Source organism: Halothiobacillus neapolitanus c2 (assembly GCF_000024765.1).
In the GTDB taxonomy this organism is placed as follows: domain Bacteria; phylum Pseudomonadota; class Gammaproteobacteria; order Halothiobacillales; family Halothiobacillaceae; genus Halothiobacillus; species Halothiobacillus neapolitanus.
In genome coordinates, this window is record NC_013422.1 from 2,204,610 (window position 1) to 2,227,842 (window position 23,233).

Annotated in this window: 17 protein-coding genes; 7 read left to right on the forward strand and 10 right to left on the reverse strand. The window is 55.3% G+C overall.

The features are described 5' to 3' along the window. Window positions 1-10 precede the first annotated feature (10 nt). Entirely contained in the window at window positions 11-985 is a 975-nt protein-coding gene (locus HNEAP_RS10270) for a zinc ribbon domain-containing protein (RefSeq protein ID WP_012824914.1), read from the forward strand. 522 nt (window positions 986-1,507) lie between these two features. Here the strand turns inward: HNEAP_RS10270 and HNEAP_RS10275 are convergent. From HNEAP_RS10275 to bioF, 4 genes are all read right to left on the reverse strand, one after another. After that, window positions 1,508-3,355 (reverse strand): putative bifunctional diguanylate cyclase/phosphodiesterase, encoded by a 1,848-nt coding sequence (locus HNEAP_RS10275; protein ID WP_012824915.1) that lies wholly within the window; start codon window positions 3,353-3,355, stop codon window positions 1,508-1,510. A gap of 53 nt (window positions 3,356-3,408) precedes the next feature. Next, window positions 3,409-6,912, reverse strand: coding sequence for a hybrid sensor histidine kinase/response regulator (locus tag HNEAP_RS10280; protein WP_012824916.1), 3,504 nt, complete (start codon window positions 6,910-6,912; stop codon window positions 3,409-3,411). A 341-nt stretch (window positions 6,913-7,253) separates the two neighbouring features. Next, complete coding sequence (locus HNEAP_RS10285) at window positions 7,254-7,904, reverse strand: YiaD family glycine zipper/OmpA-like lipoprotein (RefSeq protein ID WP_012824917.1); 651 nt, start codon at window positions 7,902-7,904, stop codon at window positions 7,254-7,256. Window positions 7,905-8,028: 124 nt separating this feature from the next. Next, a complete protein-coding gene (bioF, locus tag HNEAP_RS10290) occupies window positions 8,029-9,192 on the reverse strand; it encodes an 8-amino-7-oxononanoate synthase (RefSeq protein ID WP_012824918.1) in 1,164 nt (387 codons plus the stop codon). A gap of 29 nt (window positions 9,193-9,221) precedes the next feature. Between bioF and HNEAP_RS10295 the strand changes: the two genes are divergently transcribed. Beyond that, complete coding sequence (locus HNEAP_RS10295) at window positions 9,222-11,183, forward strand: ATP-binding protein (RefSeq protein ID WP_012824919.1); 1,962 nt, start codon at window positions 9,222-9,224, stop codon at window positions 11,181-11,183. Between the two features lie 55 nt (window positions 11,184-11,238). Then, on the forward strand, window positions 11,239-12,618 hold the full coding sequence (locus tag HNEAP_RS10300) for a sigma-54-dependent transcriptional regulator (protein WP_012824920.1): 1,380 nt from the start codon (window positions 11,239-11,241) through the stop codon (window positions 12,616-12,618). 15 nt (window positions 12,619-12,633) lie between these two features. On the opposite strand, the gene HNEAP_RS10305 is transcribed toward HNEAP_RS10300, so the two are convergent. Further along, window positions 12,634-13,713, reverse strand: a complete 1,080-nt coding sequence (locus tag HNEAP_RS10305) for a zinc-binding metallopeptidase family protein (RefSeq protein ID WP_012824921.1) — start codon at window positions 13,711-13,713, stop codon at window positions 12,634-12,636. A gap of 297 nt (window positions 13,714-14,010) precedes the next feature. Here HNEAP_RS10305 and soxY point away from each other — a divergent pair, with 297 nt between their 5' ends. Then, window positions 14,011-14,481, forward strand: coding sequence for a thiosulfate oxidation carrier protein SoxY (gene soxY / locus HNEAP_RS10310; RefSeq protein WP_012824922.1), 471 nt, complete (start codon window positions 14,011-14,013; stop codon window positions 14,479-14,481). 57 nt (window positions 14,482-14,538) lie between these two features. After that, on the forward strand, window positions 14,539-14,844 hold the full coding sequence (soxZ, locus tag HNEAP_RS10315) for a thiosulfate oxidation carrier complex protein SoxZ (protein WP_012824923.1): 306 nt from the start codon (window positions 14,539-14,541) through the stop codon (window positions 14,842-14,844). A gap of 275 nt (window positions 14,845-15,119) precedes the next feature. On the opposite strand, the gene pip is transcribed toward soxZ, so the two are convergent. Further along, a complete protein-coding gene (pip, locus tag HNEAP_RS10320) occupies window positions 15,120-16,091 on the reverse strand; it encodes a prolyl aminopeptidase (protein ID WP_012824924.1) in 972 nt (323 codons plus the stop codon). 113 nt (window positions 16,092-16,204) lie between these two features. On the opposite strand from pip, the gene HNEAP_RS10325 reads away from it, so the two are divergent. Further along, the gene (locus tag HNEAP_RS10325) at window positions 16,205-17,047 is read left to right on the forward strand and encodes a tRNA 2-thiocytidine(32) synthetase TtcA (protein WP_012824925.1); all 843 of its coding nucleotides are present in this window, start codon (window positions 16,205-16,207) and stop codon (window positions 17,045-17,047) included. Next, the gene (locus HNEAP_RS10330) at window positions 17,044-17,985 is read left to right on the forward strand and encodes a lysophospholipid acyltransferase family protein (RefSeq protein ID WP_012824926.1); all 942 of its coding nucleotides are present in this window, start codon (window positions 17,044-17,046) and stop codon (window positions 17,983-17,985) included. Before HNEAP_RS10325 ends, HNEAP_RS10330 begins: the two co-directional genes overlap by 4 nt. Here HNEAP_RS10330 and HNEAP_RS10335 read toward each other — a convergent pair. From HNEAP_RS10335 to HNEAP_RS10350, 4 genes are read right to left on the reverse strand one after another with little or no spacing between them, the layout of a single operon-like run. Further along, window positions 17,982-18,965: a lysophospholipid acyltransferase family protein gene (locus HNEAP_RS10335; protein ID WP_012824927.1), complete on the reverse strand. Its 984-nt coding sequence runs from the start codon at window positions 18,963-18,965 to the stop codon at window positions 17,982-17,984. The two genes, HNEAP_RS10330 and HNEAP_RS10335, sit on opposite strands and share 4 nt — an antisense overlap. Continuing rightward, window positions 18,962-20,413 carry a potassium transporter TrkG gene (locus tag HNEAP_RS10340; RefSeq protein WP_012824928.1) on the reverse strand — a complete coding sequence of 484 codons (1,452 nt, stop codon included), beginning with the start codon at window positions 20,411-20,413 and terminating at the stop codon, window positions 18,962-18,964. Before HNEAP_RS10340 ends, HNEAP_RS10335 begins: the two co-directional genes overlap by 4 nt. A gap of 29 nt (window positions 20,414-20,442) precedes the next feature. Next, window positions 20,443-21,819 (reverse strand): Trk system potassium transporter TrkA, encoded by a 1,377-nt coding sequence (gene trkA / locus HNEAP_RS10345; RefSeq protein WP_012824929.1) that lies wholly within the window; start codon window positions 21,817-21,819, stop codon window positions 20,443-20,445. A 25-nt stretch (window positions 21,820-21,844) separates the two neighbouring features. Then, window positions 21,845-23,230 (reverse strand): sigma-54-dependent transcriptional regulator, encoded by a 1,386-nt coding sequence (locus HNEAP_RS10350; protein WP_012824930.1) that lies wholly within the window; start codon window positions 23,228-23,230, stop codon window positions 21,845-21,847. Between the last annotated feature and the right edge of the window lie 3 nt (window positions 23,231-23,233).

The window sequence follows — 23,233 nt, forward strand, 5'->3', positions numbered from 1 at the left end:
AGGAAAACTCATGCTGGTATGTGATAAATGTGGCGCGGGAATAAATGAGGGAGCAAAGTTCTGTCCTCAATGCGGTGACCCTGTTACGGAGGCGGATCGAGTAACTATCCCAGTCACAGAATCGCAAATGGCAAATGTTGAAATATCATTTGGCCAAAGCTCATCACCAAATTTCGTGAAGGCAGTTGAAATCTGTAAAAATATTCCAACTTACTCTGTAACGGGCGAAGGAAAGCAAACTCAGCACAAAATTACACTGCCGATTACAGAAGTTGATCTGATTATCAATCTATTTGAGTTGGTGGGAAGCTGGAAGACATCACAAATGCTCATAAATGGGCATGCCGCCACCAAGAAAGACCTTACCTATTATGGTGTTGGTTGTTACAGAAATAGGCAGAAAGCTTATAGGCCTGAGCAATTCTGTTTTGGTGAAAAAGAGTATGAAGCCAATATATGGGGATGCAAAAAGCTTAATATGCCGATCAATGAATGGGGAGGCGGTTGGCTTGATTATGGAGAGTTTGACAAATCTGGTGTGTGGCACTTCGATAAAAACAGAATCAAGCATGAACTGGAAATCGCATTAAAAGAAAATGAGCTGTGCCCAGTTCTTAGCAGAAAGCGGGTGCTTGAAACGCTTGATAGGCTTCCCGATAGTATCAATCCAAAACGAGATAATAACTGGAAATACAGAATTAGCTATGAAGAAGTAAATGGTGATTACAAAGAAGTTGCTGTTGGAGTCAAGCCAGTTATAAAGAAAATCAATAGGTATGTTGTTGGTGGGTTTAAACCTAGCTGGGAAGTTGAAACTGCAGATAATTTTTCGAGCAATGATCACGTAATAAAAGTCAATCCCCAGCCTGTCGATGAAGAGCCGAGACAGAAACGGCCGCCAAAAGCAAAGAGGAAAAGCGGCTCATTATCTGCAATTTGGTGGATCGTCGGTGTCATTGTGATTTTATACTTGCTGTTCAAATGAAATTTTCTCTAACAATCACTTGCACTCGGACAGCAACCCGCGTAGGTAAGATTAGCGAAGCGTAATCGTACGCATGATGGTTTAATACTACACTTTGCTTAATCGTCCGGGACCGGACACTTAATCACCACATGGCATATGGACACGCCCAACTATCGTCGCGTCTTTGTTACTGGGGGCACATGGTTTTTTACCGTTAACATACTCCAACATCACGACAACGAATTGGCCGTATTCGATGTTTCATCGCGACATGGCTAACGGCGTGTATTCACCTGATTGGTGCGGCGCTGCTACGATAAACGTCGGTGGTGATGCCTGACATGCGTACGATTACGCTTCGCTAATCGCACCTACGGGCTCCTCGAAATACCCGTGATTCGTCGTTCCCGCGAAAGCGGGAACCCAGGAAAATCAACGCGCTGGATTCCCGCCTACGCGGGAATGGCGGGTTTTTCGAGCTTCCCCTACGCGCTAGAGATAAGGTGGGGCGATAGAGTGGAAAGCGAAGACAAGGGCGCATTATGGCATGGCGCGTGCGCAACTCGGTTGCCGAAGCAATGTAATGAAATCATCGGGCATGAGTGGGCGGCTGTAATAATAACCTTGGGCGATCGGGCAATTAAGTTGCTTTAGAAGATCGATGTCCTCCCGCGTTTCTACGCCCTCGGCTACTGTCGTCAGGCCAAGATCCTGCGCCATGCGCACAATGGCGCCCAGCAAAGCTGCTTGGCGCGGACTGTTTGCGGCATTATCGACGAAAGCACGGTCGATTTTCAGCGTGGAAATCGGCAGGGTCTGGATGTACGCAAATGAGGAATAGCCGGTGCCGAAATCATCCAAGGCCACCGAAACATCCAACTCGCGCAACTGATGCAGCGCATCGACGACCCAATCGAACCCGATCATCAATGCCGACTCGGTAATTTCCAGTTCCAGCAACGGCGGTGCAACCGCATATGCAGTCAACAGGCGCTGGACTTCATCGACGAGGCTTTGCCCCTTGGCGCGCATCAACTCCAGTTGAACACCCGATACATTGACTGCAATGGGCACCGCACGCCCCAGTTCCGATTGCATCCGGCGCACGAACTGCAAGGCGTGCTCGATCACAATCAAGCCAAGCACCTCGATCTGGCCCTTCTCTTCGGCGATCGGAATAAACTCGGCGGGTGAAATGAAGCCGAGTTCCGGGTGCTGCCAGCGAAGCAATGCCTCACCACCCACGATGGTCTCGCGGGTCAACTCCACTTTAGGTTGAAATTGCAGAAAGAACTGCTCGGGGTGCTCACTCATTGCCGACATCAGTTCGCGCTCAAGCAAGCTGCGCCGCAGCGCGGTGTCTTCCATAATCTGGTTAAACTCGACCACGAGATTGCTTCGTTTATGCTGGCTGGCCAGAGCAAAACCCGCCCGGCGCACGGTGGCATCAATGGCCTCAGGCGTATCCAATTCTTTTGGCCGAACGCCAGAATACCCGCCCCGTCCGTGCAGCGTGACGACAACATCAAAATCATCCACGGGTGCAAACACGGCTTTTGCCAGACGATTAAACACGCGACCTGCGGCCTCACCGGCGAACGGCAAGGCACACAAAAACGTTTGCCCGCCCCATACGCCACAGATTCCAAAATGATCGTCCATAACCATTTTGAGGCGCGATGCCACGGTTCGCAGAAAAAAATCCACGGATTCAACGCCTTCGATCAGCAGCAATTGATCGGAATCGGTCACCTCAACCAAGGCACAACTGAACGAATCGGATTGCGCCATGATGTGTGAGCGCAGCCCCTCGGTGAGCGCACGGCGATTGAGCAACCCCGTTACCGAATCATGAGTGGCCAAATAGGCTAGGTTGTGTTCTTTTTCTTGCAGCTCGTTGGCCTGCTCGTCAAGACGACGACGAAAATCGGAGAGCTGATTGCGCTTTTGCTGGTGCAGTAGCCGCGTATTTAAGGCTGTGTTGATGCGTTTTAACGTTTCTTCAAAATCAAAGGGCTTGGTAATGAAATCAATGGCGCCGGCAGCCAAAGCTGCTTGGCGCGTTTCCCGATCCGTTTGCGCGGTCAAAACAATGCAGGGCAGATAATCATCGGGTTCAAGCGTGGCCTTGAGCGCTGCCATCACCTCATGCCCATTCATGTGCGGCATACGCATATCGAGCAACAACAAATCAAAAGGTTGCGCTTGCCAAAGCACCATCGCATGGCGCGGGTCGCTCTCGGTCGTTACCCGCGAGAAGCCTTCCATATCTAAAAATTCGGCCAATACCGCCAGATTGGCAAGATTGTCATCCACAATCAAAATGCGCGCATCGCGTGCCTGGGGCGCCTCTGCTTGGAATTCGGATGCAGTGTTTTCGGCCGACATAATCAATTCCTAATCATTCAAGCCAGTTGATTCGGGCAAGCAGGTGCCGTTCGTCAAGCAGCGGTGTCATCACCCGATCGGCGGGCGATCAATTCATCGAATAGTTGCGTTAATTGCAGCACATCAAGCGGTTTGCTTAAGTAGCGATCAAATAATCCCGATTGCTTCACCGACTGCTGCATCGGCGCGGTAGCATCGGCCGATAGCGCCACGATGGGAATGGACGCGGTATCTACCCACTGCTTGAGCTTGGCCGCCGCTTGCTGCCCCGACATGCCCGGCAGGTTGATATCCATCAAAATCAGATCGGGATGCTCAATTAATGCCAGCTCCAGCCCCTGCTCGCCATCGGCCGCCAGCACGAGCCGAATGTCCTCACGGTCATCGACAATACTTTGCATTAATGCACTGTTGGAGGGGTTATCTTCAACGTACAACACGGTAATCTTAGCCGACGACGTATGTTTGGATGCAAGCGGTTCATTCGCGTTCTTTACATCGGGCCGCTCGCCGCAGGTGTCGTTTTGGTCTTCTCGAACCGCCGGCCACCACACAAAAAAGGTGGTGCCTTTGCCTTCTTCACTTTCAAAATCAATTCGACCCTGCATCAACTCGATCAATTGGCGGGTGATGAGCAAGCCAATCCCGGTGCCTTCAATGGTGCCAGCCTCTTGGCCCAAGCGCTCAAAGGGGCGAAACAGGCGATGTTGCTGCGCGGCCGGTATGCCCATGCCCGTGTCCTCAATCGCCAATCCATGCATCCAGTTACCCGCATCGTTTTGGTAACTGGGTAATCGGCGCACCCAAACCGAGCCCCCCAAGTTATCCGGGCTGTACGGGCCGCCCGAGCCTCTTGGGCGGTTATATTTGATCGCATTCGTCAATATGTTCAGCAGCACTTGGCGTGATCGGGTTAAATCCGCACAAATCAACAACGGCTCTGGCGAGCTATGCTCACCATTGAATTCATTGAACAACGCGATGCCGGTCGAGGCGGCGTTATCCGCCACCATATCCAGCGCATCGCGCAAAATGACACCCAAATCCAGCGTTTCCGGCGAGAGTGTCATCTCGCCGGCTTCGATTTTTGCCAGATTCAATACATCGTTGATCAGCGTTAATAAATGCTGACCCGCCTTGAGAATGTGGGCGACAAATCCATTTTGCTTTTCGGTCAATGGCTCCCGGCGGCTGGCCGCCATCAACTGGGCAAAACCGAGGATGGCATTGAGCGGCGTGCGCAACTCATGCGACATGCTGGAAAGAAACATCGATTTTGCTTTGTTCGCGCGATCGGCCGCCTGTTTACTTTCAACGAGGGCCTGCTCGAATTTAATGCGCTCCAATTGCTGGCGCAGGCTCACAATCAAAATGGCGCAGGAGCTGGTAAAAGGGGTTAAAAAGTCCACCAGATCATGGCCGACGCCCGCTTTTCGATTGGCAACCGCCAACACGCCCACCAATTCATCACCCCGAAACAGCGGTATACCGAGGTAGTTGCTCAACAACGGGTGCCCCGGCGGGAAACCACCGCGCCTCGAATCGGTCGCCAGTTCAGGCACGATCACCGGCGCACGGCTTTTCATAACCTCGCCGATGAGGTTATCGGGGTTGCAGAACATCATGTCGCCTGCCATCACGCGCTCGAAGAGCGCATCGGACTCGGCACTCCACGATAAATTGGTAATGGCGTGGATTTTCAAACACGGCGTCGATTCAATGCCGTAAAGCACCTCGCCAATAAAGCCAAATTCGGCATCGGTAACGGCAAGCAGCTCTTGAAGCAATTGTGCCCAGACGTTTTTATCGCCGGCCACGGTGGTTAAAAAAGACTGCACGGCCTTGTTGAGCCCACTGAGGAGCTGCTGCTGTGCATCCATTTTTTCTTGGGCACGAACTTCTTCGGTTACATCCTGGGTGATGCCGACAAACTGCGTCACCTGACCGTTCTCAGCTAATTCTGCATTCCCCCGCGCACGAAGATAACGCCAGTCGCCATGGGCATCGCGCACACGATACTCAAACCGAATCGATTGCCCCTCAGATAATGTTTGCGTGAATGCCGCGTCAATAATGGCGCGATCATCGGGGTGAACCCGTTCATAAATAATCTCGCGATCCGCATGCGTCGTTTCGGGCGCCAACCCCAGCAAACGGGCAAAACCGGCACTGATGTTCACCCGATCGGTGAGCGGATCCATTGCCCACGATCCGCTTTGACCAAAGCGCTCGCTCATATCACGCAATTGCTGCATCGCCATTAAATCGGAGGTGATGCGATCGAGTTTACTGACATCCTGAGCAATCGTTACCACACCGATTTGCTTGCCGCGCTCATCGCGCAAAGGGGATTTATTGGTTTCGAAAACACGCATCCGGCCCGCTATCTCGATCGGCGTTCGCGTGGAAATCGATGAGCCGGAAGCCCAAACACGTGCATTGGTTTCACGGTTAATCTTTATGGCTTGAGGCGGCAAAAAAAGTTCAGACTTTTGTCCCAGCACGGCTTCGACGGGTTTGGCAAGAAGGCGAGCAAACGATGTATTGAGAAGAATGAACTCATTGGCGGCATTGACGGCGGCAATAGGATTGCTCGAACTATCGATCACCGAGCGCAGCAACGCCCGTTCGCGCTCCAAAGCATGCTCGGCTTCTACCTGCTCGCTGACATCCGACACAAACCCCACAAACTGACTTGCGCCATCTATTCGCAGTTCACTGACCGCCAAATTAAATGGAAAACGCGACCCATCCTTGCGCTCGCCATCCACCCGACGGCCAATTCCGATCACTTTGGCATCGCGCGTGGCTAAAAACTGCATCAAATACCCATCATGCGCGCTGCGCCATGGCTCGGGCATGAGCATGGACACATTTCGCCCGATCAATTCCGGCTCGGTATAACCAAACAACTCAAGAGATTTGGGGTTGGCCGCCTCAATCACTCCGCGCTTATCAATGCGAATAATCCCAATCGCGGCTGTTTGTAAAATGGCATTGAGTTCCAAGCCGACCCGGGCGCTTTGTTTTTGCAGCACCGTGTTTCGCTCGGCATCGAGTTTGGCTTGCAGCACTTGGGTCAAGTTGAGCGCAAAATCTTTGAGCAAGATTTGCTCATCGGCAGAAAGCGACCGAGGCCGCGTGTCCATGATGCATAGCGTGCCCACGGCAAACTGCCCGTCTAAAACAAGCGCCACGCCGGCGTAGAAACGCACCCCCAGATGCCCTGTTACCAGCTCGGATTCTTTGGATCGTAGATCCTGAAGCGTATCGGGTATTACGAGTGGACCATAGGGCGGAACTTGTGCGAATGAACACAACGCCAAATCGCGTTCAATAGACTCAATATCAAGCCCAAGCACTGCCTTGAAACGCTGAAAATGCGCATCGGTTAACGCGATTAACGCGATGGGCACATCAAACACACGCCGAACAATTTTGAGTTTGCGCAGATAAAACTCATTGCTTTCATCGTTCAGAAACTCAAGTTCGCGCATGACCTGCAAACGCTCGGTTTCATTGATCGGCAGCAGCGGCTTTGGGTGTTTTTGATTCAAAAAAAAGCCTTAAATCAGGATCAATTCAGGTTGGTCAAGGTACGGGCGGGATGAGGAGGAAAAAGGTCAACGCATGACAAGACAAACATGAACGAACGGCAGGATAGAAATTTATTCTGGGGCGAGCGGCCACGTTAGCACGGCGCTTAAAGTCTCGGGCAGCTCGAAATACCCGTGATGCGTCGTTCCCGTGAAAGCGGGAACCAAAAAAAATCAAGACGCTGGAAAATCAAAGCGCTGGATTCCCGCCTGCGCGGTAATGACGGGTTTTTCGAGCTTCCCTCTTCTCAGATTGCCTTAGAACAGAAATTCACCAAGGCAGTATTCGCTAGAGCAGAGACTTACTGGGCAGGCACGATCAGGATATCCACCCGACGATTCTGCGCTCGGCCGGCTGCCGTCGCATTCGACGCGATTGGCCGCGTCATGCCGTAACCTACCGCCTGAATACGGTTATAGGGCACGCCGTACTGAGACAGCGCGCTGGCCACGCTTTGTGCGCGATTGAGCGAAAGCTGCTGGTTGTAAGAGGCCGAACCGGTCGAATCGGTATTACCCTCTACCCGCACGATCGTGCCGGGGTACTGGTTGACGCTTTGCGCCAACTGCTGCAACACGGGCATGAACTGCGGTTTGAGCGTAGCGCTGTTGGTATTGAACGTGATCGCCTCGGGTGCCTGCAAATGGATGCCATCGCCCTGACGCTGAACCTCAACGCCGGTATTGGCCATTTGCTGCTGCAACTGCGCCGCCTGTTTATCCATCTGGTTACCAATCAGACCGCCGACACCGGCCCCTACCGCAGCACCGATCAGCGTACCGCCTGTCTTGTTGCCGCTGCCAGCGATGAGGTTACCGGCCAACGCACCGATACCGGCACCGATCGTTGCGCCACCTGCCGTTTTGCCGTATTGCCCCTGATAGGGGTTTTGTGCGCAACCGGCCAGAACCGTCAGACCCACTGCAAGGCCAAGCATCCCAAATTTTTTCATCACATTTTCTCCGTTTGACCACGTTACTTCAGTTCACTACAACGATCTTTTTTCACATGTCGATTACAAGCCCAGCCTTTATAGCATTTTTGTATTTCATTGGCATTGATGATGAGTGATTAGGTCATTTGAGCGCTTCAATGAGTTGTGCGACATGCGACGTGGAATGTGCGGCACTGATCGTAACGCGCAGCCTGGCAGCACCTTTGGGCACGGTGGGCGGGCGGACCGCCGGCACCCATAATCCGGATTCAGCCAACCGAGCGGACCATTTAACCGCCTCGGCACTGTCACCGATCAAGATCGGCTGTATAGGCGTGTCCGAGGGCATCAACTCGATGCCCGGCGGTAAATCGCGCTTCAACGCCGCCACGCGCGCGCGCCAGTTCGCCCGCAAGTCATTACCGGATTTAACGATAGACAAACTCGCCAACGTTGCCACAGCCAAAGCGGGCGGCTGCGCGGTGGTAAACAGGTAGCTGCGCGCGCGCTGCAACAGCACTTCGACAGGCTGCGACGCACCGGCCACAAACGCCCCCGCCGTGCCGAACGCCTTGCCGAGCGTGCCGACCTGAACGAGGTATTCGGGCACGCCCGCGTCGATCACCCCCAGTTCAGCCAACGAACCGCGCCCCTGCTCGCCCCACACGCCAAAGCCGTGGGCATCGTCCACCACGAGCCAGGCATCAAATTCTTCTGCGAGCGCCATCAAGTCGGCCAGACGGGCCACATCGCCATCCATGCTGAATACACCATCGGTCAGGATCATCCGCGTACCGGTCGCCCGCATCAACTGGCGACGGGCATCGTCAATGTCACCATGGCGATAGCGCCGCAAGGTGGCGCCGGAAAGCTGGGCCGCGTCGACCAGCGAGGCGTGATTCAACTTATCGGCGACCACGGTGTCGCCACGCCCAACCAGACCGCCGACCACGGCCAGATTCGCCATATATCCCGTGGAAAACAGCAAGCAGCGGTCGACACGCAGCCATTCGGCCAACGCGAACTCCAGCGCGTCGTGCGGCTCGAAATGCCCGTTGACCAGATGCGCCGCCCCCGAACCCACGCCCCAGCGTGCCGCCCCAATCTGCAAGGCGGTTACGATGTCAGGATGATTCGCCAGTCCAAGGTAGTCATTGCTGCAAAATGCCAAAAGTTCGCGCCCGTCGACCCGCATGCTGACGCCCTGAGGGGACTGCCCGACCCGCAATCGCCGCTCCAACCCATCGGCGCGGCGCGCATCAAGCCACTGTGTCCAATCGCGTGTTGTGATAATTTCAATCCTCAAAACTAAATAAGGCAATCCATCGGTTCATCATGCGCCTTCCCGTAAACATTTTCCTCTGGACCTTCGGTGCCACGCTGCTGCCGGTGCTGGCGCTGGTGTGGGGCGTCACCGCGTTCAGCGAACATCGGTTCCAGCTCGAGGTCAACCGTGAGATCGGCGACAACATCCAGTCGCTCACCGGGGAAATCAACAACCGCCTGCGATATGAGCGCGAGGTGTTGCGCGGTATTGCCCACTCCCAACCTATTCAAACCATGCTCAATGCCCTGGTTGCTTCCGGCGAGGGCATACGCCACCCCGATCTGACTTCTGACCGGATTCGCGCCAACTCGTTTTTGGCCGGGTTGCAGCGCACGGTTCCCGGCCTCGGCAGCATCCGCATTCTCGATGCGGCGGGCAATACGGTTGTCAAAACCACGCTGGGCCGGGCCGCGCCGCCCATGTTTCAGAGCCTGAGTCAGGTCAACTATGTCGAAGAGGAACTCGAAGACCCGGCGTTTTTGAATCAGCTCAAGTCGCTGCCCATGGACGATGTGAGCTTCATCATGTTGCCGCCCTCGCTCTGGGATGTCGCCCCCGGGCAATTTCCGAGCATGTTATACGGCGTTTACCCATTGAGGAACTTCGGCAACAACCGCGCAGGTTATGTGGTTCTCAATACCTACGGCGAATATCTCGACCAAATCCTCTCGCTGTCACCCAAACCGCGTAATACTCATGTGATGGTGATCGAACACGATCCCGGCAATCCGCAACGCGATGGCCTGGTTCTGTACAACGACCAGACCGGTCGGTTGTTCGTGACCCCGGAAGAATCAAATCCGAACACCAATCCACAATATGCGCAGACGATCGATCACGGTCTGTTTTGGCAAAAGGCCGTGGCGCTCTCCAATGGGGTTTATTTGTCGCAAAACAAAAAAACCCGCACCTACTTTCAGGAATATCACCCTTATCCATACAGTCTGGTGTCATGGTTCATCATGTTGAAGATGCCAGCGGACGTCACATCGGCGCCCTTTCAGGATATCCACCACAGCCTCTGGGGTTTTACACTGCTCGCACTGGGTATCAGTTTGTTGCTGGCTGGTTTGGGCGCCCGTTATTTCTCTCGCCCGATTGCCCGACTCGGGCTCAGCCTCAAGCATTTTGCCGATGGCAACCCGCACGAGATCATCCCGGTCGATTCGCGCACCACGGAAGTTCGCCAACTCCAGCAGTCATTTCGCTACCTGACCGAACATCTCACCGAAGAAGCCCGCAAACGACAAACAGCCGAACGCCAAATGCTGCAACAGGCCAAACTCGCGTCCATCGGTGAAATGGCGGCCGGCATCGGCCATGAAATCAACAATCCGCTCAACAACATACTCACGCTGACCCGCCTGCTGGAGCGCCAGTTACCACCCGAAAAAACAGAATTACGCACCGATCTGGAAGATTTGCGTGCCGAGGCTTTGCGAGTGGGTCATATCGTGCGCGGCGTGATGAACTTCGCCCGCCAGCTTCCGCCCGATCACCAACCCACGCCGATCACCCAGTGGCTGCTCGATCTGATTGATCGACTGCAACCTGAAGCCATGGAAGCCGACGTTTTTCTCAACCTGTTACTGGATGACCAAGATTGTGTGGCGAGCTTCGATCCGAACCAGATCGGACAGGTCGTGCTCAACCTGGTGCGCAATGCCATACACGCTTCGCCACCGATGGGTGAAATTACCATTACCGCCCGCAGCAAGCCCGATTCCTTCGAGATCGAAGTGCTCGACAATGGCAAGGGCATCGAACCGGAAGCACTTGATAAAGTGTTCGATCCCTTCTTCACCACCAAATCCGTGGACAAGGGCACAGGGCTGGGTTTATCCATCAGTCTTGGTATCGTGCAATATCATGGCGGTACACTGGAGATTGAGAATCGCCAGGATCGTAGCGGCGTGCGCGCCTTCATGAGCCTGCCGCGCGAAAAATCCAGCCCGCGCGTGGGTAATTAACCTCTTTTGACGCACCGAATACCAACGAGCCACCCTCTCATATTAAATAAATACCATGACAAAATTACCGCTGATTGCCTTTATTGACGACGACCCTCGCGCCAGCGAACTGTTCAGCCGCTACGCCCAAACCGAAGGCCTGCAGGTGCAGGGTTTCCAATCGGTTGATGCGGCCCAGTCCTGGCTGGAAAACAACACGGCCGATCTGATCATTTCGGACCTCAAGATGCCGGGCATGAGCGGCCTGGAATTCCTTGCCTGGCTGCGGCAACGCGATTCCGAAGTGCCGTTCGTTCTGATCACGGGATACTCGACGCTCGACAATGCCATTGACGCACTCCGACTAGGCGCGAATGACTTCATCAAAAAACCCTACGATCCAGAAGAATTGGTCCAGCTCACCCATCGACTGCTGCGACGGGACCCGGACCCGCATGCGCACAACTTCTCCGAAGCCGAACGCTCCATGCTCGGCAACTCACCCGCCATTGCTGGCGTCTATCGCGTTATCGACAAAATCCACGACGTGCGCATCAATGTGATGATCGAGGGAGAATCCGGCAGCGGCAAAGAACTCGCGGCGCGTGCCATCCACGATCGCTCCGATTTTTCCGACAAACCCTATATCGTCATCGACTGCGGCGCTCTGACCGACACCCTGCTCGAAAACGAACTGTTCGGCCATGAAAAAGGCGCCTATACGGGCGCTTCCAGCACCAAACCGGGCCTGCTTGAAGTTGCCAGCGGCGGAACGGTTTTCCTCGACGAGATCGGCAATATCTCAGATGCCATGCAGGTCAAACTGCTACGCGTGATTCAGGAACAGCAAATCACGCGCGTCGGCGGAGTCACACCCATCAAGATCGACGTCCGTTTCATCGTCGCCAGCAACCGCGACCTCGCACAAATGGTTACCGAGGGCAGTTTCCGGCATGATTTGTATCACCGCCTGCACGTCGTGCGCCTGCGCATCCCGCCACTGCGCGAACGCAAGGAAGATATCCCAATCCTCGTCAATCACTTTATCCGCCACTTCGCGGCCCGCTATAACCGTCCTGCCGAACGCTTCAATGCCGACTGCATGGCGCGTATTCTCGAGTACACATGGCCGGGCAACATCCGTGAGCTGAAAAACATGATCAAGCGCGCCGTCGCGCTATCGAGCGAGGCCGAAATCCGGTTGGATCAGGAAGCGGAGGCAACGCCGCCTTGGGCATCAGGCCTGATTCGCCCCCAATCATCCGGCGGTGCGGAGGCCATCGATGCCGATCATCCGACACTGGATGTACTTGAGCGGCGTTATATCGAAAAACTGCTCAAGGAATACGATGGCAATCGTGAGAAAACCGCGCAGACGCTGGGTATCAACAAATCCACCCTTTGGCGAAAAATGCAGAGTTACGAGCAGTCGGCCTCAGAAGATTTTCCTGCGTGAGACGGAACAGGATCGTCAATACCCGCGGGCGTCTGGCGATGCTCCACGGGCAGCCAGAACGACTTCGTGGATAAAACAGAGCTTGCGGATCACGGCGTCAGGAATCACGAAAGGGTAACTATCCTTCTGGCCGAGGCTGCGGTTCATGCTATTGAGAAACAAGGCTAACGGCAGCCAATCTTGCGTCAATGCGGCTTTAAACGCCTCGATGGTCAACGGCGCTGATGCCTCGGGAAACGGTGAACTTGGCTGAGCACGGTTAGTCCGCGCGTGCCAGTTGGCTGCGGTATCAAGCGCATCGACGATATGCAGATAATGCGCCCAAGTTTCGGCCCAATCCTCCCAGGGGTGCGCGCTGGCATACTCGCTGATGAATTCAGCTGTCCAGTCAGAAGATGACTGAGTAGCGTAGTACTGATCCAACGATTGCTTATAATCCTGTCGCTCGTCACCGAACAATGCCCTGAACCCTTCAAGCCAAGGGCTTTCAGCGATCAGGTGCAACCAGTAAAAATGGCCGACTTCATGGCGCAGATGCCCCAGTAACGTGCGGTACGACTCATGCATGCGGGTACGCTTGAGCTCACGTGTAGCGTCATCCGCCTCATCGATATTCAATGTGATTACCCCGTCCAGATGCCCAGTCAGCACCCGCTCCTGAGGGGTGTCCGCCAGAAACTTGAAACGCAGCCCGTGTGCGGGGTCCCTATCTCGATCGGGTATCGGCAATCCGATCTGCACTAATGAATAAATCAATCGCCGCTTGGCCGCCTCCAGCAAAAACCAGCGCTGCAAATGCTCAGGCACGGATAGCGCAGGAATCATCTCGGTGAAACGACAACTCCGGCACCAGACACTTTGATCCGATTCGGCCACCATCCAGTTGCATATATGCAGGGAGACATAGTTCCGGCAAGGGCGATAAGCTTCGGCCAGAGCGCTATTCACAGGTGACCAGAACAAATCGGAATCGGGCTGGAATGCGACCATGGCCCGTATCTCTGGGATATAACCGAGCGGCATGCCGCAGTGTTCACAAACCACATTTTCAAAAAAAGTGATCTGACCGCAGTTGCTGCATTTAAATGTCTTCATGTTCCATCTCCTTGATTGATGCCCTTTGCTGCCACCATCCGCCGTTCTCGTGTTGAGTCAGCATGACGCATCTTTCGCGGCGTGACCAATGAGTCATCGTCCTCACCGGATTGGGCATCTCGCCCAGCCAAATCGAACGCCTTTCAACGCAAAATGGCAACATCACATTGCACTTTGCAATTTGCAATTCAGAAAAAAATCAGTCAAATGATATAAATATCAATTAGTTAAAAATTGGCATGGCACGTGCATTACTGTTACCGTGGTATTCCACACAACAATGAGGAGTTCAGATCCATGCAATCTAATCGTCGTGTATTTTTGAAAGGCAGCATGGCTGCCAGTGCAGTTGGCTTGGCTGTTGGCGCCGGCCTGTTGACCCCCCGCGCTGTTTTGGCCGCTACCTGGCCAGAAAAAGCATACAGCACCAAAGGCTTTGACGAGTCTCTGAACGATCTGTTCGGCGTTTCTGGCGCGGCAGAATCCAAAGATGTCACCGTGAAGGCGCCTGATATCGCTGAAAACGGTGCGGTTGTTCCTGTCACCATCGAATCTGCTGTTGCCGGTACCGACAACATCGCGATTCTGGTTAAAGGCAACCCGACCCCTCTGGTCGCCAACTTCAAGTTTGACGGTGCCCAGCCATTCGCTTCTACCCGTATCCGTATGGGCAAAACCGATAACGTTATCGGCGTAGCACATGCCGGTGGCAAGCTGTACATGGCTGAGAAGCAAGTTAAAGTAACCATCGGCGGTTGCGGCGGCTAATTCGCCCAAACACTGAATTTACTTTACTTAATTGACGAATTTACGAGGTTACAAACCATGTCAACAATCAAAATGCGTATTAGCGCCGCCGGTGACGTTCTGGATATCAAAAGCCTGATCGAACAGGTCATGGAATCCGGTCGGATGAAAGATAAGGCGACAGGCAAACTGATTCCTGCCAACTACATCCAAACCCTGACTGTTTCTGTGAATGACAAGCCAGCTGTTGAAGGCAACTTGTCTGTAGCGGTTTCCAAAAACCCCTACATCAACTTCAAAGTTCCAGGCAAGAAAGGCGATAAAGTAACAATCGCTTACACCACCAACCTGGGCAAAAGCGACACAGCAACACAAACTGCTTAATTAGTAGTTCTTGTGGCGGTTGACGGTCACGTGCCGTCTCCGCAAGCCTGCAAACCCGCCGAACGGCGGGTTTTTTTATTGTCCGGCCACCTCGAAAAACCCTATTCTTGGGGTTTTTCGAGGACGTTATTCGCGGGAAACCCGAAGCGAACTCGGGCTATTTCAATCGCTTACGCGATTTCGTGGCACCACATCCCTATGGTGCATGGGCACCGGGAAAGGTTTTTAGTGGTGCCCGTCGAAAATCAGACGATAGCAATCTACAAGACTATCACCTATCCCCGACCATTCTGGTGCCCGGTCAAGCGCTCCGCAAACCGATCCGTTGCCCGAATCAGAGCATCGGTGATGCCCAGTTCACTAGCGGCATGGCCCGCATCCTCCACAACCGTCAACTTGGCATTCGGCCAAGCCGCAGCCAAGGAAAACGCCTGATCCACCGGACACACCACATCGTACCGTCCATGAATGATTTCCCCTTCGATACCCGCCAGTCGATCAACCTGTTCCAGCAAGGGTTGCTCGCGCAAGAACGCGCCGTGCATAAAGTAATGATTTTCGATCCGAGCGATCGAGAGCGCATGATGCGGATCGGCAAAGAAATCGACCGTTGCCGGATCAGTCAGGAGCGTTGCGGTTCGCCCCTCCCAGGTCGACCAGGCCTTGGCTGCCTGCATCCGCGCCAACTCGTCGCTCCCCGTCAGGCGACGGTGATACGCTGCCACCAGATCGTCTCGCTCGTCTTCGGGAATGGGAGCAAGATAGTCGGCCCAATAATCGGGAAACAGGCGATCCGCTCCGCGCTGATAGAACCAGGAAACATCCTCATCGCGGCAAAGAAATATCCCGCGCAAGATCAGTCCCAGTACCCGCTCTGGATGAGTGGCCGCATAGGCCAACGCCAGCGTCGAGCCCCAGGAACCGCCAAACACAAGCCATCGCTCGATATTCAGATGAACGCGCACCCGCTCAAGATCAGCAATCAGATGTTGTGTTGTATTGCCTTCCAAATGGGCGTGGGGCGTGGATCGACCGGCACCGCGCTGGTCGATCAGGATAATGCGATACCGGTCAGGATCGAAAAAACGGCGATGGGCAGGCGTGCACCCGGCGCCGGGGCCACCATGCAAGAACACCACGGGAATACCCTTGAGCCGTCCACATTCCTCGGCATGAAGTATATGTGGGGCCTCCACGGGAATACTGTGCGTCACCAAGGGTTCAATCGCGGGATACAGTTCGCGCATCGGTTTACTCCTGCGTTTCAAGATTCAGCGTTTTTCAGCGTCCAATTTTCGACCATCTTAGCCCTGATCACCGGCTGTCGTACAATGCAGAAGTTTTCACGTCACGGTTACTCATGAACACGTCCTCCTTTAACGAATCCGATCGGATACCGCCCCCCGAACCCATCTGGTCTTGGATTGCCCCAGGCAAGAAACTTCAGCGCATCGTCGCGCGAACCCTGATCGAGTTCTCGATGATCCGACCAGGCGACCGGATTCTCATCGGCCTTTCGGGCGGCAAGGACTCGCTCTCGCTGCTCCATTGTCTGCGTCATGTGCAACGCCGGGCGCCGATTTCCTTTGAATTGGCCGCCATCACGGTTGACCCGCTGGTTGGCGGATTCGATCCCGCGCCGCTGGTGCCCTACCTCGAAAAACTCGGCATCCCCTATTTCGTGGAACGTGAAGATATTGTCGGTCTGGCCAATACGCACATGCGTGGCGATTCGTATTGCGCGTTTTGTGCCCGCATGAAACGCGGCCTGCTGTACAAAGCGGCACGACGGGAGGGCTATAATGTGCTCGCATTGGGGCAGCATCTGGATGATCTGGCTGAAAGCTTCCTGATGAGCGCGTTTCACGGCGGCAAACTCAACACGATGAAAGCCCACTACCTCAACGATGCGGGCGATGTCCGCATCATCCGGCCTTTCGTTCGGGTGCGAGAACGAATGCTGGCGGATTTCGCCACCCAAAACCAACTACCGGTGATCCGGGACAACTGCCCCGCCTGTTTTGCCAAACCCACGCAGCGCGAACATTTCAAGCAACTGCTGGCCGATGAAGAACGACTCAATCCACAGTTGTTCCGCTCACTGGCGTCCACACTTACCCCGCTGATGCGCGATGGCCTGAAGGGGGCGCGACCGGACGAAGCCATCGGGGACGACACACTGTCCGCAGGCCCAACACCATGAACAAGCGCACCGCACAAAGCCACGGGCGCCCGTGGCGAAGCGCGCTGAGATTAGCTTTTCTCAGAAGTTTATTGAAGCTGTTCGCTCGGTTGCCGCTGCGTTTGAGCCACGCCATCGGCGCGGGCATCGGCTGGCTCGCCTGGATAACCCACAGCTCAATGCGCAAAACCGCGGCAGAAAACATTCGCCGCTGCCTGCCGGAGTTATCATCCCCACAACAAGCGCAACTGCTTCGGGAAACCTTGCTCGAAACGGGCAAGACGCTGACCGAGCTGGGCGTTATCTGGCAAGGTTCAAGGCAACAAATCGAAACGCTGGCCCGCGAAGTGCGGAACGAAGAGATTCTGACTCAAGCGATGACTGTGGGCAGGGGCGTCATTCTGCTCGCACCGCACAGCGGGGCATGGGAACTGGGTGGCTTGTTCACTGCCACACGCACGCCCATGACCACGCTCTATCGCCCCCCGAGGGAACCGGCCTTCGAAGCCTTGATGAACCGCTCGCGCGAGCGGTTTGGCGGCAGACTCGTCCCCGCCAATCGCCACGGCGTGAAGGCATTGCTGATGGCTTTGCGGCGGGGTGAACTGGTGGCGATCCTGCCTGATCAGGAGCCGAATGTCGGCGAAGGTGCGTTTGCGCCGTTTTTCGGCCATCCAGCCTACACCCTGACGCTCGTGCATAACCTGATGCAAAAAACCGGCGCGATTGCCATTCTGGGACGCACCGAACGCCTACCTCGAGGGCAGGGCTATCGCCTGGGTTATTTTGAAGCACCGATCGGCATGTATGACCCCGATCCGGCCACCGCGTTAGCGGCACTGAATCAAGGCATCGAACAGATGGTCAGAGAAAATCCGGCCCAGTATCAATGGGTTTATCGCCGGTTCCGGCGCCAACCCACCTCATCTGGGAATGCCAGCTCGGGAACGGTCGATTAAGACACGTACAGATCGGCTCGATCGCTCGTCGCCGTCTTGAAGAGCTTCAGCGACCACATGTACTGCGGCGGATCATCCCGAATCAGCCGTTCCAGTGCCTGATTGATCGCCTCTGCCGCATCCGTGCTGCCTTCAGTTGGAATTTTGACCGGCGGCAATAGCAGCAACCGATACCGTCCACTGGCCATATCCAATTGCCCCAGTGCAGGATAAATCTCTGCCTTGCCCAATGCGGCGATCTTGCCTGCCAGTGGGATAGTGGCTTTTTCGATACCGAACAGCGGCGCGAATACCGAATCCCCCAGGCCCAGATCCTCATCGGCAATGTAGAAAAATCCCTGCCCTGCTCTAAGATGGCGCAGATGAGGCTTCAAGCCTTGTTCACGCGGATAAACGCGGGCACCGTGGCGCACCCGCCCCCGCTCGAACAACCAGTTCAACAAGCGGTTCTTGCCGAAGGGTTTGTACATGGCCGAACCGGTCATGTTCATGGTGAAAAAATGGCCGATCCACTCCAATCCGGCGCCATGCCCTGTCAGCACCACGCCACCGGCGTGAATCAGGCGCTCGAACAAGTCAGGATCGCTCACACGTGTCTGACGTTTGAGGTACGCCACAGAGCGAAACCATAGCCTGCCCAAATCCAGCACGGCATAAGCCTGCAACTGAAAGTGCGCATCTCGCCAAGCGCGCCGCTGTGCTGCAGATTGATCGGGGAAACAGACCTCCAGATTACGCTCAACAATCCGCCGGCGTTTGGGATAGACCCGCTGATACAGGCGGGCGAGCGCGAACGCAGTCGCCCGCCGAACGCCGTGCGGCAGATAAGCCAGCAACCACAGGATGCCGACAAAAAACCAGACGAGCCAATAACGCGGGCAGAGAAACGACCAGCAAAAAGGTTGCTCCCAGACAATCGCGTCCTGACGCGGTAAAGCTGTTGGATCGGGCGATGGAGCCCGCGTTCGTCGTTTTGTCATCGCCGCCAGAACATGGGTAAAAACAACACCAGAACGGTGAATATTTCGAGGCGACCCAGTATCATCGCCACAATGCTGACGATCAGGGTGCCATTGCCGACGCTGGCAAAATTGGACGCCACCGTCCCCAAACCCGGCCCAAGGCTCGTCAGGGTGGCAATCGCGGCACCATAGGCTGAGACCATATCCAGCCCCGTCATCATCATGGCGAAGAATATCAACACAAACACAAACACATAAGCGGAGAAAAAGGCCCAGACCGCGCTGATGACCGACGGTTCGATCGCACGTCCGCCCATCTTCACCACGAACTCGGCATGCGGGTGCACCAATCGTCGGATCTCGTTCAAACCCTGTCGGGTCAACAGTAATAGACGTACGTTTTTAAGACCACCCGATGTCGAACCCGCACAGCCACCGATCAGCGCCGTTGTAATCAGCAACACGGGCAAAAAATAAGGCCAGGTCGTATGGTCGGTAACCGAAAAACCGGTTGTCGTAATGAACGACACCAAGTTGAAGAGCGCCCAACGGAAATCATGCAACCAGCCAATTCTCGGCATATCGAACAGCATGGTCACCACCATGAGCACGTACAACACGATGACCAATAGCATGAAAAACTTGAACTCGGAACTCAGCAGATAGGCCCGCAAGGAAAACTCACGCAATGCCAGATAATGCAGCGCCATTGGCGTAGCACCGAGCAGCATGAACACGACGGCGGTCATCTCCATTGTCGGGCTGTTGAAATAGCCGAAACTCGCATCGTGCGTCGAGAAACCGCCCGTCGCCAATGTGGCGAACGCATGGCCGACGGCATCGAACCAGCTCATGCCTTCCAGCTTGAACAAAAAGGCACACAGCAATGTAAGACCGGCATAGACCAGCCAAAGCAGTTTGGCCGTTTCAGAAATCCGGCCGGACAGGCGGTTATCTTTCATCGGGCCGGAAATTTCAGCCTTGTATAACTGCATCCCGCCGACACCCAGCAGGGGCAGGAAGGCCACGACCAGCACGATGATCCCCAGACCGCCCAGCCATTGCAGTTGCTGGCGATAGAACAACAGCGAGCGCGGAAGCTGGTCCAGCCCGACCAGTACGGTCGCGCCCGTGGTGGTGATGCCGGAAACCGATTCAAACACGGCCTGAATGAAGTTGATGTGCAACATCGGCTGAAAATAAATCGGGAACGCGCCGATCACCCCCAACACGACCCAGAACAGCACGACGATCAGCAGACCATCCCGCAACTTGAGTTCACGGCGATGGTTGCGCAGCGGTATCCAAATCAGCAACCCGAGCACGAACGTAATGAGAAAACTGTACTCGAAGGGGCGCAGATCGGTATCGCCCATCATCGAGCCCACCAACCAGGGCGGGATGAACGTCAGCCCGAAGACCATCAGCAACAATCCGAGCACACGGAGCACGACAATAAACTGCATGAGCTAAGCCCTTTACCCTGTGGCCGGAATCAGAAGAAGCCGAAGCGTACGGTGAACAACTGCTCGATATCCCGTACGTGGCGTTTGTCCGTCAGGAACAGAATGACGTGGTCATCCGCCTCGATCACGCTGTCGTGATGGGCGATCAATACATCTCCTTCACGCAGCAAGGCGCCAATGGTCGTACCCGGCGGCAGTTTCAAGGCATCGACACGTCGCCCGACTACCTGAGAGGTGTTGGCATCGCCCCGAGCGATGATTTCAATAGCCTCGGCCGCACCGCGCCGCAGGGAATGCACGCTGACCACATCGCCGCGACGCAGACGGGTAATCAGGCTGCCGATGGTGATGTTGTGCGGGGAAAGCGCGATATCGATGGTGCCCATGTGGATCAGATCCACATACTCACTGCGGTTGACGATGCACATGACCTTGCGCGCACCGAGGCGCTTGGCCAGCATCGCGGCCAGGATGTTGTCCTCATCGTCGTTGGTCAGCGCGAGGAACACATCCATGTCTTCGATGTTTTCCTCGATCAGCAACTCACTGTCGGTCGCCGATCCGGTCAAAACGATCGTGCTGTCGAGATCGGCACTCAGTCTGCGCGCCTTTTCCGGGTTGTTGCTGATGAGCTTGACCTGAAAACGCGATTCCAGCGCAGCCGCCAGCCCGCCACCGATATTGCCCCCGCCGGCGATCATGATGCGTCGATAAGGTCGATCGAGTCGGCGCATGACACTCATCACCTTCCGGATGTCTTCGGTTCGGGCAAGAAAAAACACCTCGTCGTCCGCTTTGATCACGGTCGCGCCATCGGGATGCAGCGGCGTGTCCCGCCGGAAAATTGCAGCCACACGGGCCTCCACATCGGGCAACAGCGCTGCCAGATAGCGAATCGGCTGCCCGACCAGCGGGCCGTCGGCGTCCGCGCGCATACCGATCAGCCGAAGCTTTCCCTCTGCGAAATCACGCACTTGCAACGCATCCGGATACTCGATGAGCCGAACGATGTAATCCTTGATCAGACGCTCCGGGCTGATCATGTAATCCACCGGGATCGCGTTGTTGTCGAACAAGGCCGGGTGATCGAGGAAGTCCGCCTCGCGGATGCGGGCGATTTTGGTCGGCGTGCGGTACAGCACCCATGCGACTTCGCACGCCAGCATGTTGGTGTCATCGGCACTGGTCACGGCAATAAGCACATCTGCATCCGCCGCGCCCGCTTCTTCCAAAACGCTTGGTTGCGCGCCGTACCCTTGAACGGTTCGGATATCAAGCCGCTCTTGCAGACGCGACAGTGCCGAGACATCTGTGTCGACGACGGTGACCGAGTTCCGCGTTTCATGCGACAGCACTGTTGCTAGAGATGAGCCGACCTGCCCTGCGCCCAGGATGATGATTTTCATAGATGATCCAGTTTATTCAATGCGTTCAACTGCGTTCATTCGCACTGATACCCAATGACTTGAGCTTGCGATACAAATTGGTTCGCTCCATACCGGTCAGCCGGGCCAGCTCGGTCATTGATCCATCGCAACTCTTGAGCTGCGCCAGCAGGTAGCGTCGCTCGAACTCATCGCGCGCGTCACGCAAGGGTAAATCGAGATTCAAGGAGATCAAGGCCGAGCTGGCCGCATCGTTCGCTTCGTCATTAGAAGGCAAAACGCCCAATGCACGCTGCACTTCCTGCTCATCAATGGCGTCGCCCGTACCGAGAATCAGCATGCGTTGCACCAGATTCTTCAATTCGCGTACATTGCCCGGCCAGGCATGCGCTTTGAGCAGGTTGCGCGCACCGATGGTCAACTCGCGCCGGGGCAAGCCTTCGATGCGGTGGGCCGCCTCAAGGTAGTGCGTTAGCAGAACGGGGACATCCTGTGCGTGATGCCGCAAGGGTTCGATGGGCAGGGGTACGACGGAAAGATGATAGAACAGGTCTTCCCGAAACCGCCCCTGGCGAACTTCCATTTCCAGATCCTTACGCGTAGCGGCAATCACACGCACATCCACTCGCACCGGTTCCGCACCACCCACCCGGAAGAACGTCTGATTCTCCAGAGCGGAAATCAGTTGCATCTGGGTCTGTTCGTCCATATCCGCGGCTTCGGCAATGAATAACGTGCCGCCATTGGCCTGTTCAAGCAGTCCGTATCTAATCTTGCCGTCACTTTCCGCGCCGAACAGCTCGATGGCCGCATTCTGACGACCGCCCATCGCGACGCCACCGGTATCGATGAATGGGAAATGCCGGCGTGGTGAGTGTTGGTGAATAAAGCGCGCCAGTGCTTGCTTACCCGTGCCCGGCTCACCGGAGATGAGTACCCAGGCATCGTGCCCGGCGACCTTTCGCGCTTGTGATCGAAGAGTGGACATGTACTCGCTATCCCCGATCAACTCGAACGGATCGGGAACACTGCGCTTGAGTTGCTCGTTTTCGCGGCTCAAACGGTTATTTTCAAGGCCGTGCTCGATGACCAGCAGCAGTTTGTCGAGTGAAATAGGTTTTTCGATGAAATCGAATGCACCCAGACGCGTCGCTTCAACGGCAGTTTCCACCGTGCCATGACCGGACATCATGACCACCGGCCACACCAGTTGGTCCAGTTCCGCCCACTCCCGCAGCAGTGAAATACCATCTTGGCCCGGCATCCAGATATCCAGAAGAATGAGATCCGGACGGCGCGCGGCAATCAGGGCACGTGCTTCGTTCGCATCGGCCGCACTGGATACCGTATATCCCTCATCCGCCAACAACTCCGCCAGCAGATTGCGGATTTCCACTTCATCGTCAACGACCAGAATGTGTCCAATACTCATGGT

Bases quoted from the DNA above. Each gene is read 5' to 3' on its own strand.
- pip (WP_012824924.1), bottom strand. From the start codon at position 16,091: ATGCGCGAACTGTATCCCGCGATTGAACCCTTGGTGACGCACAGTATT.
- HNEAP_RS10340 (WP_012824928.1), bottom strand. From the start codon at position 20,413: ATGCAGTTTATTGTCGTGCTCCGTGTGCTCGGATTGTTGCTGATGGTC.
- HNEAP_RS10350 (WP_012824930.1), bottom strand. From the start codon at position 23,230: ATGAGTATTGGACACATTCTGGTCGTTGACGATGAAGTGGAAATCCGC.
- soxY (WP_012824922.1), top strand. From the start codon at position 14,011: ATGCAATCTAATCGTCGTGTATTTTTGAAAGGCAGCATGGCTGCCAGT.
- trkA (WP_012824929.1), bottom strand. From the start codon at position 21,819: ATGAAAATCATCATCCTGGGCGCAGGGCAGGTCGGCTCATCTCTAGCA.
- HNEAP_RS10325 (WP_012824925.1), top strand. From the start codon at position 16,205: ATGAACACGTCCTCCTTTAACGAATCCGATCGGATACCGCCCCCCGAA.
- HNEAP_RS10270 (WP_012824914.1), top strand. From the start codon at position 11: ATGCTGGTATGTGATAAATGTGGCGCGGGAATAAATGAGGGAGCAAAG.
- HNEAP_RS10275 (WP_012824915.1), bottom strand. From the start codon at position 3,355: ATGTCGGCCGAAAACACTGCATCCGAATTCCAAGCAGAGGCGCCCCAG.
- HNEAP_RS10295 (WP_012824919.1), top strand. From the start codon at position 9,222: ATGCGCCTTCCCGTAAACATTTTCCTCTGGACCTTCGGTGCCACGCTG.
- HNEAP_RS10330 (WP_012824926.1), top strand. From the start codon at position 17,044: ATGAACAAGCGCACCGCACAAAGCCACGGGCGCCCGTGGCGAAGCGCG.
- HNEAP_RS10305 (WP_012824921.1), bottom strand. From the start codon at position 13,713: ATGAAGACATTTAAATGCAGCAACTGCGGTCAGATCACTTTTTTTGAA.
- HNEAP_RS10335 (WP_012824927.1), bottom strand. From the start codon at position 18,965: ATGACAAAACGACGAACGCGGGCTCCATCGCCCGATCCAACAGCTTTA.
- HNEAP_RS10285 (WP_012824917.1), bottom strand. From the start codon at position 7,904: ATGAAAAAATTTGGGATGCTTGGCCTTGCAGTGGGTCTGACGGTTCTG.
- HNEAP_RS10300 (WP_012824920.1), top strand. From the start codon at position 11,239: ATGACAAAATTACCGCTGATTGCCTTTATTGACGACGACCCTCGCGCC.
- soxZ (WP_012824923.1), top strand. From the start codon at position 14,539: ATGTCAACAATCAAAATGCGTATTAGCGCCGCCGGTGACGTTCTGGAT.